The 11,131-nt window shown below is 64.0% G+C and carries 7 protein-coding genes; 4 read left to right on the top strand and 3 right to left on the bottom strand.

Features of this window, described 5'->3' with window-relative positions; translation table 11 throughout:
- Positions 1-291 precede the first annotated feature (291 nt).
- On the bottom strand, positions 292-615 hold the full coding sequence (locus tag DM816_RS35735; protein ID WP_117214940.1) for a helix-turn-helix domain-containing protein: 324 nt from the start codon (positions 613-615) through the stop codon (positions 292-294).
- A gap of 516 nt (positions 616-1,131) precedes the next feature.
- Between DM816_RS35735 and DM816_RS35740 the strand changes: the two genes are divergently transcribed.
- The gene (locus tag DM816_RS35740; protein WP_117214942.1) at positions 1,132-1,842 is read left to right on the top strand and encodes a hypothetical protein; all 711 of its coding nucleotides are present in this window, start codon (positions 1,132-1,134) and stop codon (positions 1,840-1,842) included.
- On the opposite strand, the gene DM816_RS35745 is transcribed toward DM816_RS35740, so the two are convergent.
- On the bottom strand, positions 1,839-3,230 hold the full coding sequence (locus tag DM816_RS35745) for a hypothetical protein (protein WP_117214944.1): 1,392 nt from the start codon (positions 3,228-3,230) through the stop codon (positions 1,839-1,841). The genes DM816_RS35740 and DM816_RS35745 overlap by 4 nt on opposite strands.
- Here DM816_RS35745 and DM816_RS43160 point away from each other — a divergent pair.
- The gene (locus DM816_RS43160) at positions 3,222-3,542 is read left to right on the top strand and encodes a hypothetical protein (protein ID WP_162908171.1); all 321 of its coding nucleotides are present in this window, start codon (positions 3,222-3,224) and stop codon (positions 3,540-3,542) included. The two genes, DM816_RS35745 and DM816_RS43160, sit on opposite strands and share 9 nt — an antisense overlap.
- A gap of 139 nt (positions 3,543-3,681) precedes the next feature.
- On the opposite strand, the gene DM816_RS35750 is transcribed toward DM816_RS43160, so the two are convergent.
- Complete coding sequence (locus tag DM816_RS35750) at positions 3,682-4,845, bottom strand: IS110 family RNA-guided transposase (RefSeq protein WP_117214946.1); 1,164 nt, start codon at positions 4,843-4,845, stop codon at positions 3,682-3,684.
- A gap of 1,992 nt (positions 4,846-6,837) precedes the next feature.
- On the opposite strand from DM816_RS35750, the gene DM816_RS35760 reads away from it, so the two are divergent.
- The gene (locus DM816_RS35760) at positions 6,838-7,320 is read left to right on the top strand and encodes a type IV toxin-antitoxin system AbiEi family antitoxin domain-containing protein (protein WP_117214948.1); all 483 of its coding nucleotides are present in this window, start codon (positions 6,838-6,840) and stop codon (positions 7,318-7,320) included.
- A 195-nt stretch (positions 7,321-7,515) separates the two neighbouring features.
- Complete coding sequence (locus DM816_RS35765) at positions 7,516-10,836, top strand: tetratricopeptide repeat protein (RefSeq protein ID WP_162908172.1); 3,321 nt, start codon at positions 7,516-7,518, stop codon at positions 10,834-10,836.
- Positions 10,837-11,131: the final 295 nt, after the last annotated feature.

Raw genomic sequence — 11,131 nt, forward strand, 5'->3', positions numbered from 1 at the left:
CCAGGCAGGAGAATTTGAAGAAGGCTCGCCTTGCCGTTGCTGCAGGCGTCGGCCGGCAAGGGCCTCGAGAAACAGAGAAGGTGCACCTATGTGCACCTAAGAATCGGACGAATCTGCATAAAGTGGGCGATACTGGGATCGAATGAGCATCTTTATGCAGCATATCGGACCTATAGCGTCAAAACACCTGATAATTTCTCGCCAAAATTCCTTATGTTTGCGACAAATCGATCGCACTGCACGCCACCGTGCACCCAGGGTGCACGCCTAGAATGTCGATGGATAAATGTCTCATCTGGACAACGATGCGTTTCGGCGCACCGGCTTGTGGGGGTCCAAACGCACCACACGACGGCGCCGCGGCTGTGGGTCGTCGGCGCCTTTCGGCTGCACGCCACGCCACGAGGCGATCAGGGAGATCAGCTGGTCGCCGGTCATCAGGATCCGGCCACCCGGTCGCGTTAGGAACTCAGGCCGAATCTTGCCGTTATTGATCCACCGCCTGATCGTGGACTCACCCTGCCGCGTCCAGTACGCGATCTCGTCAATCGTGAACAGCGTCAGATGATCCCCCGCCACAGGACGCCGACCCGGCAAGTACTCGCGGTCGATCACCGCCCCTCCCTTCACGAGATCATGCCCACAAACCCGACGACACTTCGCCACCGCGACCGAGTGAGCGTCCGCGCCCAGTGACTCAACACAAACCCCAGCCCTCAAGTCACCCAGCGACCCCAAGAAACACCTTGAAGAACGAAAACATCGGCCTCAAAGGCGAGCTGGCGCTTCGGCTCTCTGCCCACAAGACAGCAGCACCCAGACGGATCAAGCTACTGAGCGTGATCGGTCCGCTGGTGATCGTCAGCCGGCCGGCCGGTACCCAGACCGTCACGCGGGCATCAGCTCGTGCAAGCGATCCGAGGATGCGCTCGACCGAGCGGGCCCGACCGGGTGGATCGCCTGACATCAGGTCCTATATTGAGTCGTCGCCTGCGTGGGACGCCACTACCACAGCTATGATGCCCTGCTGCTGACTACTCCTGACCGCCGCGATCGATGCGCTGTCGCGTTGCATCGTCGGCGTCGGCCTGCAGTTTGGCGGTCACACTAGAGCACTGGCTCGTAGCCGAGGTGCTGGCGGTCGCGGTGAACTTCGTGGCCCGGCAGCCGCGGATGGCCCCGCACGGCGACGCCCCGGATCGGCTTGCCCACGCCGCTAGTCTGACCGATGTGAACGCTATCGTCGCATCCGTCATCACGGCCGTGATCACGACGCTTGTTGTGGAGTACGCGGCGAAACCGCGGCTGGAGGTACGCAAAGATCGGATTCTGCGGCGGCGGCGGGCCCACGAAGCCCTGGGCGCCAAGAACATTGACCTCGCTATCTGGGCTCAGTACGTGATGCTTGAACTGCCGAAGGAACTGACCGGCGAGACTCGCGAGAACGTGTTGGCGGACAAGCGCCGAGCGTACGAACGCATGCGGACCATCATCGAAGAGTTGTCCGACGACATCGGTATGCACGCCAGCTACCACCCGCCGGCAAGGGGTCTCATGGTGGAATACCTGGCCCACCTCAGAGGCGTCACGCTCGCCTCAGTGTCGTGGACGCGGAAGGCCGAAGCGATCTACAAGGTGGCCGAACCGATGGCGTGGCTGCTCACACCACCGCCGGTGTGGCAGGTGTGGAAACTGCACGGCGTGGCGCGTGCCGCAGTCAGGGTCCGACAGGCGATCAAGGACCATCGGTGGGAGCCAGCGGAGTCCGCTGACGCTACGGCCGTGGGCAGGCTTGGGGAGCCGGGGAACGCGATCGACGGTCCGGTGTTAGAGGCCCGTTAGTTAGGGTCAGGTCGAGTGCCGCGTGGCCAGGCGTGTAGGGCTTCTTCGGGCCGGTGGCGTTGTAGCCACTTGCGGGCTGCCGCTTGGGTGAAGCCGCGTGTCTGAAGGAGTTCGAGGGCAGCTGCCCGGACTTCCCGGCTTTGGTCTTTTTCGTTGAGGTGGGTCTTCATGCGTGCCACGATGTCGTCGTAGTCGCTAATGTTGTAGCGGCCGTTGACCTTCTCGGCGAGCAGGGGGAGGAGCTTGTAGTAGCGCCGCTCGCTGATACCGATCTGTGTCCATGGATAGCGTTGTGGCGCTTCCTGTTTGCGATGCTCCATGACGATGATGCTCGCCTTGCGGCGCACGTACCGGCGGGTGGCTTCCGCACCTTGCGCTGGGTCGAAGCCAGGCTGGATCAGTTGCTCGAGCAACGCCGCTGCCGCAGCCGCCCGGTGCGGCGCTCGGGTCTTGCGCTGTATGAGGTTGACCTGCTTGGGGTAGGCCAAGGCGATGACATCTACCAGGCCGGGCTCATCCCCGCTGATGTAACCGTGCCAGTAGGCCTTCAACACGACCTGGCAGGCGACCTCATACGGGGTAGAGTTGCGGTCGATCGTGATGGTCGGTATCCCGCTGCCATGGATGGCTGGCGCCAGCTTGTTCCACAGCTGGTTGGGTGAGCGGGGAACGTTTTCTACCCAGATGCGAGCGCTGAAGGCCCACTCCGCGGGGTGCCGGGTCATCGGAACCGCGATCAAGACAGGCTCGGTGGCCACGAGCGGGATCAGGTGGCCATCGACGGGCTCGTCTATCAGCGGCTCGACGAGCCGTCCATCGTTCGGCGTCTCTTGGGTGACCCACAACAGGCGTCGGGAAACCTGGATCCACCAGCCAGCGACTTCCGCCCCGAAAATCGGGACGTAAAACCGAACGGAGGGGTCCATGAGGCGGCGGAACAGGTCTTTCCGCTCTTCAACGTCGGCGAAAGCACCCAGCCACCGGATGACGAACTCCCGCGACAGCAAGCCCCGGCGTGATGCTTGCGCGACGAGCTGGCCGGCGAGACCAAGACCTCTGGCAACAGGCACGGCGCCACGGCTTGGGGCCTCCAAGGGCATCACTTGCAAGACCGCCGCGAACACCGGGTTCACCGGATCACGGACCTGCCACACCATCTTCTCGGAAGACTCGAGCGAGCCAAGGTGCATGTTCGGTGTCTCGACGAACGGCAGCCCGTTGGTCGCAAAAACCGAAGTCAATTGCTGTACCGGGTCGTAGTTGCGGCCGGATAGCGTCTCTATCTGCTGGCTGGCCTGCAGCAGTACGCGTCGCATCTCCTCGCGGTCTGGATCACCGCCCACTTGCTGCGCCAGGTCCTCAGCCAAATCCTCGGACCAATGTCCCATCTGGGCAGTATACGGGGGTGTGAAGCACGCATTCCTAAGCCGACGCCAGGCCACCAGGTCCGCGCGCCGGAGGACACCGCCGCCGGCGATACCGGCTTCGAGATCGGACGAGGCTGCGTCGTTGGGCGGGCACCGGTGATGTCCCTGCTCTGGTTCGCCGTGGCCGCGCCGATCGGGCTCTACTTGGTATTCGGGCTGCTGCACGTCGTGCTTCCGCCGCCCTACGACAAGAAGGCGCTGGTGATCCTGAAGCTGCGGCCGACCATCCCCACCCAGATCACCAGCTTGATCCGCTCGATCTTGCAGAGGTGAGCCGCATCGGAGCCGTCCACCGGTTGGGGACCAGGTCGGTGATGGCATCGCGGTCCCGCAGTAGCGGAACCACTTGCGAACAAGTGATCTGGATCCGCAAGGACAGATCCCGACGTACGGATTTGGCACCCCCTCTATGTCAAGGGTTGGCGCGGGCGGGTGTTCTAGAGTGGTTGGTGGCGGGTCCGGGAAGTGACTTGTCCGAAGTGCTGGCTGTGGGGATTGGGCTGGCCGCGCTGGATTGCAGAGTCGCTCCCCGTTGTCCTCCCGGGCTCGTCGCTGTCGTCTTGGCGTCGTTGGCCATGCATTGGTAGACGATGTTGGACAGGCGTCGTTTGAGGGCTCGGATGGCTTCCATGGGGGTTTTACCGGCGGCGAGTTTGCGCCGGTAGTAGGCGCGGCCTTCGGTGTCGTGGCGCAGCTGCACGATGGCCATGATATGCAGTACGCGGTTGATGCGTCGGTTGCCCGCGCGGGAGAGCCGGTGGCGGCGTTGGTCGCCGGAAGAGGCCTCGATTGGGGCGGTGCCGTTCCAGGAGGCGAAGTGTGCGCGGGTGGCAAACCGGTTGATGTCACCGATGTCGCCGAGCAGGCGGGCAGCCCCGGACGGGCCGATTCCGTTGAGCTGCCGCAGGCTGCTGCCGGTGGCGGCGACGAGCTCGGTCAGTTGCTTGTTTGCTGCTTTGATCTTTTTGTCGATCGTGGTGAGCTCGCCGATCAGGTCGGCGGCCAGTTGCCGGCGGGTCCGTCCGACGATGTCACGGGGGCGTACTGTGGCCAGCAGTGCACGAGCCTGCGCTGCGGAGAGGTATTGTTTCGCGCCGCCGGGGATCAGTTCGAGCAGTTGCTGGTGAAGTCGGCTGATCGTCTCGGTGCGGGCGCGGCCGAGTTCGTCGCGTCGGTCGACCAGCAGCCGCAGCGCGACGGTCGCATCATCAACCGTCACTTGCCGCAAACCATTGGTGCGCAACGCCACCACCGCAACCGAATGCGCGTCGACGGGATCGGTCTTGCGGCCTTGGCCGGTCGCGAACACCCGCGCCCGCGCCGACAACTTCGCTGGTACGTCGACGACGGTCTCGCCGTCTGCGACCAGTCGCTGGGCGATGTGCCGGCCGATGCCGTTGCAGCCCTCGACCGCCCAAATCCGGTCCAGGTACTGGCGTGCAGTCTTGAGCATGTCGCGGTAGCCGTCACGGTCGGTGCCGAACCGGCCACGGGTAAGGATCTGCTCGTGTTCGTCGATGACTTCGATCGTGGCTGACCGCTTGTGCGGGTCCATGCCGATGATGACGCGTCCCATGCCGTTCTCCAAATGCCACGTGCGGGCCGGAATCGGCGGGAGGGCAACGCTTCTTGCGGTTGGGCATACCCCTCTTGAGCCTCTCCTCGCCGCGGTGACCGGCAGGACGCATGCCAGATGAGAGTCACGCCGCTATCGCTGGCGGACAGCCGAAATGAGAGCGAACCTGCCGGTCACCTCGACCCAGCCTGGCCGGGCTGCGGTCATACCGCAAGTTTCTAAGAAGCCGATGAGCGGGTACGTCGCTTTTTCGCCCGACAGACGAGAGGACCCGTTGCGAATGGTCGGCGCAAGATGTCTGCTTGAGCCTCAACGCCAGCGCTCGATGCTTAGCCTCAGCGTGCGGCACGATGTGGTTCCGCTACGTCCGCTATTCGTACGACCGCGACCGTTCTCGAAACGAACGGTCACCGGACGGTTCGGGGGCCGGCGGAGCTTCGCTCCGCGATCGCTGTGCATTCTTTGACCAACCTCTCCAGCGACAAGACATGGGGCAGGCGACTGGCTGAGCATCAGGAGACGTTCGGTCCGTTTGGGCCGGGTGGGCTGGCGTAGTCGTGGGCGATCGCGAATCGCAGCTTCGGGCAAGCTGTTGCGGGTCGGCCTCCTGCCAGATCAAGGACACCGGCGAATGCGTGCGCCTAAAGGGACTCGCCGGTCAGTTTGATCCGTGCCGAGCCGATCTGCCCCAGCAGTGTCTGGGCAGACACACGAGCCACGTTGCCACGCGACGGGCGTACCTAACGAACCCCTCCGCCGACCTGACGACCCGATCCGGCGTTGCAGCCCTGAACGTGGCCGCGCGCCCATGGCTCGAGCAAATCCATACCCGCGGTGCAGCGATGCGGTGGGGCCAAGCGGAGGCCGCCGTCCAGGCGATCGCCGCTCAAATCTCCGCGAACCCTGCCGAACTCGCGTTTCCGTTGGCGCCGCCGGCGCCGCTGGTCCGAACTCGACCGGCCCGTCCGCGCCCTCATGGCCGCCGCCGACCCAGCCGATCCGAGGACCTGGGAACACGCGGCAGCGGCCGCGCAACTACACGACGCGGCCAAACACCTGCCATGAGCATCGGCCAGTTCCTCGACGACACCGCCCACAGCCTCGCCGACCCCGATCACGGACGGCTCCGGCTGGATCTGGACCTGTATCGCCTGCCCCCACTGGGCGCACCTACAGCGACCAGGCCAGGCCCCGCACGAGGCGCTAACGGCACACCTCAATGGCGAGCAGTAGCAACGAGGCGGGGGCGCCCATGGGGCGCCCCCGCGAGTAGCTGTGAGGAAACCGCGCTCCTCGGCTCCAGGGTTGACATCGACCGGAGCTTGCCCGTCTGGATGCTCGCCGGGGTAAGCTGATGAACAGAGCGATGAACGCACCGATGAACGAGCGGATATACTCCAGCGCATGAGCATGTAAAAGCCCCCCGCCAGTTGCAGCCTGACGAGGGGCGAGTGTTCAGTTGTGTCGATGGCCCTGTTCTTTGAACAGGGGCCATCAGCGCTTCCACGCATGTATCAGCGTGGCCAGGGCCATCACCAGTGGGCAAAGGATGGTAGTCCACCAAGCAATCTCCCTCTTGAGGTTCTTGCTTCGGTAGCCCCTCCGTCGTCGGTGGCGATTTTCCTGATCGGACACGGTGGTTACCTTCCTCCGCCGGCACCTCCCGCGGTACCGGCGGGAGGTCGTCACGGAGGAGTGGTCGTTTCCGTACCTGCCAAGGTAGTGCATGGTGTTGGCGGAGAGCGAACAGGTCCGCCATAACTTTGCCCTGAAAACATAGGGATCTCTCTTTGTGCAGGTAGAAGGTATGCACGCCCATAACAGTTTTATACGATCGGACTATGGCGATTCGGCGTTGCAGCGGCTTGCCGGCAACGACTACGACGTTGCCGTGCTGGACCGCGACCTTCCCTTGGTGACATTTAGGACACTTGCGATCTGCGAAGTGTAGCGATGTCGCTATAGTCTGCAACGTCGCTAGAGTTAGCAGCCGTGCCAAGGGCTGCCACCATCCGATCGCTTGCCGATATCGCCGAAGCCCAGTGGAGTTTGTTCACCCGCCAGCAAGCCGAATCGACAGGTATGGCCTGGACCACGCTGGCTCGCCTGGCTAAGCACGGCATCGCCGAGCGAGTGTCCCATGGCGTGTATCGGCTGCGCGGCACCTCAGCAGGCGACGATCATGCGACGCGGGCCGCCTGGTTACAGCTGGCGCCGGACACCATGGCCTCAGATCGCACCATCGGACAGGGCGTTGCCTGCCGATGGACTGCTGCGGCAATCTACGGCCTCGGTGCCGGCAGGCTTGGGCCAGCCAATGTTCACCAGTTCACGTTGCCCGTGCGGCGGCAGACCCGGCGGGAGGATGTCAAGCTGTACCGGGCGGTTCTGTCCGATAGCGACTGCGCCAGGGTAGGCGGTCTGCTGGTCACCAGACCGGGCCACATCATCTCCGACCTGCCGCACGAACCGTAGGCGGACAAGGACACAGTAGGCGTGGCTTCGCGTTGCGCTCCCTTCTCGGCGTGATCATCGCTCGTTGTCGGGCGGTAAGATCGCTGGAGGTTCCGATCCCGCAGTGTTGATCATGTTGGTCCGGTCGAGCTGAATCGGCCGTGCTCGGCGGTTCTGGCTTCGATGCGTTTCGTGAATGGTTGGTTCACTGCGACAATGGTCGATGTGACGGAGGCGGGGTTGACCTCACATCGGGAGGTTGATGTTGTCGTTCTGACAGCGTTGGCTGAGGAGTGCGACGCGGTTCTGGCGGTGGTGGGAGAGGCCAACTGCGAGGTGTTTCGCCGGGCTGGCGGGGACGTTTATGTCGCTTCGGTGGGGGCGTTGCGGGTCGCGGTGACGTCGCTGCATGGCATGGGCAATGTTGGCGCGTCGGCGACGGCGCGTGCGCTGATTGAGGTCTGGCGACCGACATTTCTGGTCCTGGTGGGAATCGCTGCGGGCATTCGCGGGTATGCAAAGGATTTACGGAGCGGTGATGTTCTGGTCGCCGATCAGGTGGTCGGCTTCGAGCTGGCGAAAGTTACCGAGGGCGGGCTGCATCGCCGGTATCAGTCGTTTCCGCCGCCTTTTGACTTGCTTGCCGCCGCCCGCAGCGTCGCGGCCAGCGAGTGGCCGTCGACGATTGCCACTCCACGGCCCGGCGGGCCGGGTGGCCCTGGTGTGCCTGGGGTGTATGTGGGCGCGGTGTTGAGCGGAGAGAAGGTCTTCGCTGACCTTGCCAGTGTGCAAGAGTTAAGTCGCGTATGGCCCACGGCGGTTGGTGTGGAGATGGAGGGGCTGGGGGTGGCGATCGCCGCTCATCGGGGTGGCTGTGGTTTCCTGCTGGTCAAGGGGGTCAGCGACTTTGCCGACGCGCGCAAGGATGATCGGTGGCGCCGGTATGCTGCGGAGGCGGCTGCACGGTTCGCTCTTGCCGTGTTGCGCCGCCAGCCGGTCGCGACGGCGCGAACGTCGTGGCCGCGGCCGGTGCAGCTTCCTCGCGATGCGACTTGGTTCACCGGCAGGGCAGCAGAATTGGAACAAGTGCTGACGCTCGCCATGGATCCGCGAGCGGGATCGGCGGTGGTGATTTCGGCGATCGATGGGATGGCGGGGATAGGCAAGACCGCGTTGGCGGTGCATGCCGCGCACCGGCTGGCCAGTCGGTTCCCGGACGGGCAGCTATTTGTCGATCTGCATGGGTTCACCGCTGGTGTGGCACCGGTGCAGGCGGCGGAGGCGTTGGATCGGGTGTTGCGCGATATCGGCGTGCCGGGGGAGCGAATCCCAGCGGGGGTGGACGAGCGGGCTGCGTTGTGGCGCACTCTGCTGGCTAGGCGGCGGATGCTCATCGTGTTGGACAACGCCGCGACCGAGGCGCAGGTGCAGCCGTTGCTGCCCGGATCGCCGGGTTGTTTGGTGCTGGTCACCAGCCGTCGGCGGTTGGCTGCGCTGGAGGCAGGTCAAACGGTATCGCTGGATACGTTGCCGCAAGCCGATGCGGTGCGGTTGTTTACCCAGACGGCCGGCCGGGCCGAACTAACCACAGGCACACCGCAAGCGGACGCTGAGCTGGTGGAGGTGATGCAGTTGTGTGGGTGTTTGCCGTTGGCGATCCGTATCGCTGCCGCACGGCTCAAAAATCGTCCAGTGTGGACGGTCGCCGATCTAGCGGAACGGTTGCGTGGCCAGGACGTGCGGCTGACCGCGCTGGATGACGGCCAACGCAGTGTTCATGCCACGCTGCACCTGTCCTACCAGCATCTGTCCGCGGATGCTCAACGGCTGTACCGGCTGTTGGGGTTGCATCCCGGCCCGGAGCTTGAGCCCTACGCGGCAGCTGCTCTCGTGGACAGCAACAGCTTGCAGGAGGTTCAGCGGTGGCTGGATGAGCTGGTCGATGGCCATCTATTGGCGGAGCCCGCACGCGGCCGGTACCGATTTCATGACCTGGTCCGCGCTCACGCCGCCACCGCCGCAGCAGACGAGGAGCCCGGATTGCGGCAGCGAGCGGCGTTGGAGCGGCTGTTAGAACATTATCGGCATTCCATTGCGGCGGCGATGGACCTGGCTTATCCCTATGATCGGCAGCGTCGCCCCGCCGTCGCGCCCGTGGGAACGTCCACACCTTTGCTGGCTGGCCGACACCAGGCGGAGCTGTGGCTGGATACCGAGTTGGACAATCTGCTGGCAGCTGTACACCTCGCGGCGCAAAATGGTTGGCCTGAACACACCTGGCACATGTCAGCTATTCTGGACCGGCATCTGCGCACCCGTGGCCGCTATCGTGATGCCCGAACGCTGCACGAGCACGCTGTCAACCTGGCTCAGCATTTCGGCCACCACGCAGCCGAGATGGATGCGCTCATTGGCCTCGGTTACGTTCACTGGAGGCTAAGCGACTACCAGAATGCCGGTGACTACCATGCAGAGGCACTGCAAATCGCCCAAGCCATCGGCCACCGTGGCGGTGAAATGGACGCGCTTACCGGTCTCGGTGAAGTCCAGCGGATGCAGGGCCGGTTTGAGGAGGCCGGTGACAATTTTGGGCGGGCGTTGAAGATTGCCCAAGCCATCGGCGACCGCGTGGGCGAACTAAGCGCGTTGACCGGTCTCGGCTATCTCCACTTGATGTTGGAACGCTTTGAGCAGGCTGGCGACGACTATGTGCGGGCGTTGCAGATCGCCCAAGCCATCGGCGATCAGGGTGGCGAGGTCCACGCGCTCAATGGCCTCGGCGAAGTTCATTTGATGCTGGGCAACTTTGAGCAGGCCGGTGACCGTGACAGACAGGCGTTGCAGATCGCCCGAGCGATCGGTGACCAAGGTGGCGAGATCCATGCGCTGAACTGTCTCGGCGCCGTCCAACGGACGCTGGGCCGCTTTGAGCAGGCTGGCGACGACTACGTGCGGGCGTTGCAGATCGCCCGAGCCATCGGCGAGCGACGAGGCGAGAAGAGCGCGTTAAATGGTCTTGGCCATGTCCATCGGATGCTGGGCCGTTTCGAGCAGGCCGCTGATCATTTTGGGCCGGCGTTGCAGATTGCCCAAGCCACTGGCGACCCCATGGGCCAACTACAGGCGCTGACTGGTCTCGGGCACTCCTACCGAATGCTGCATCGCCATAGCCAAGCCGCCGACTGTTTCCATAAAGTGCTTGTCCTCGCCCGACAGATTCACAGCAGCAACTGGCAGGGCGAAGCCCTGCACGGCTTCGGCCGCCTGCACCACGCCACCGGCCAATTTGACCTCGCGCTCACGTGCCACGAGCGGGCGCTGCAGTACGCGATCGACCTCGCCCAGCCGACCTATCAAGCCCGTGCCCACGATGGCCTCGCCCACGTCTATCATGCCACGGGTCAGTACGAGCAAGCCCGACAGCACTGGCAGCACGCCTTGAACATCCTCACCAGCGTCGGCACCGACTACACCGACGACCTTGAAGCTAATGTGCCCAACATTCGCGCCCATCTCATGACTACACCTGTGGCATAGCTACTATCAGCCTCCAACGCCAGATACGGCTGGCGATCTCCCATGACCTCGCCCCACACCAATGCCCAATTCGGACAGCCACCTGTCGTTTCAGAACCGAACGCTCAGCGGACATTGTGATCTCGGCCGGGCGGCCGCGAGCAAATGCGCGGATCTGCCGCGAACCGAGCGTTGATCTTAACGCCAGGAAACGATCGATCGGAGGCCCCTCCAAGGCGGACGGCCACCGCCGACAACTGTCCGCATAAGGGTCCGTCAGCAGACAGGCGCAGCTGTGTTTCTTGGCGGCGTGAGC

Source organism: Allorhizocola rhizosphaerae, assembly GCF_003426775.1.
GTDB lineage: Bacteria > Actinomycetota > Actinomycetes > Mycobacteriales > Micromonosporaceae > Allorhizocola > Allorhizocola rhizosphaerae.

What these genes read in the sequence shown, in the direction of transcription:
- DM816_RS35765 (WP_162908172.1), top strand. Translation starts at nt 7,516, where the DNA reads ATGGTCGATGTGACGGAGGCGGGGTTGACCTCACATCGGGAGGTTGAT.
- DM816_RS35745 (WP_117214944.1), bottom strand. Translation starts at nt 3,230, where the DNA reads ATGGGACATTGGTCCGAGGATTTGGCTGAGGACCTGGCGCAGCAAGTG.
- DM816_RS43160 (WP_162908171.1), top strand. Translation starts at nt 3,222, where the DNA reads ATGTCCCATCTGGGCAGTATACGGGGGTGTGAAGCACGCATTCCTAAG.
- DM816_RS35750 (WP_117214946.1), bottom strand. Translation starts at nt 4,845, where the DNA reads ATGGGACGCGTCATCATCGGCATGGACCCGCACAAGCGGTCAGCCACG.